The 323-nt window shown below is 75.5% G+C and carries 1 protein-coding gene; it reads left to right on the forward strand.

Annotated features, from left to right (window positions below; all coding sequences use genetic code 11):
• The coding region (locus ODJ79_RS46865; RefSeq protein ID WP_263030219.1) for an NAD(P)(+) transhydrogenase (Re/Si-specific) subunit beta at nt 1–323 on the forward strand (323 nt) is incomplete at both ends.

Genomic DNA, 323 nt, shown 5'->3' on the forward strand with positions numbered 1-323 from the left:
ATCCGGATGACCGCGATGCCGCAACTGGTCAGCCTGTTCAACGCGGTCGGCGGCGGCGCGGCCGCCCTGATCGCGCTCGGCGACCGCGTCGCCTCCACCCAGGCCGCCGTGACCGGCGTACTCGACGTGCTCATCGGCGCCGTCACGTTCAGCGGGTCGCTGATCGCCTCGGGCAAGCTCGCCGGGCGGATCCCCGGGCAGCCGATCGTGGTGCCGCTGGGCCGGCTCGCGGCCGTGCTGCTCGCCGCGGTCGCGGCCGTGCTGGGCGTGCTGATCGTCGGCTTCGGCGCTCCGGTCGCCGCGCTCTGGGGTGTGGCCGGCTG

Origin of the sequence: Actinoplanes sp. KI2, assembly GCF_025630775.1 — a bacterium.
Classification (GTDB): domain Bacteria; phylum Actinomycetota; class Actinomycetes; order Mycobacteriales; family Micromonosporaceae; genus Actinoplanes.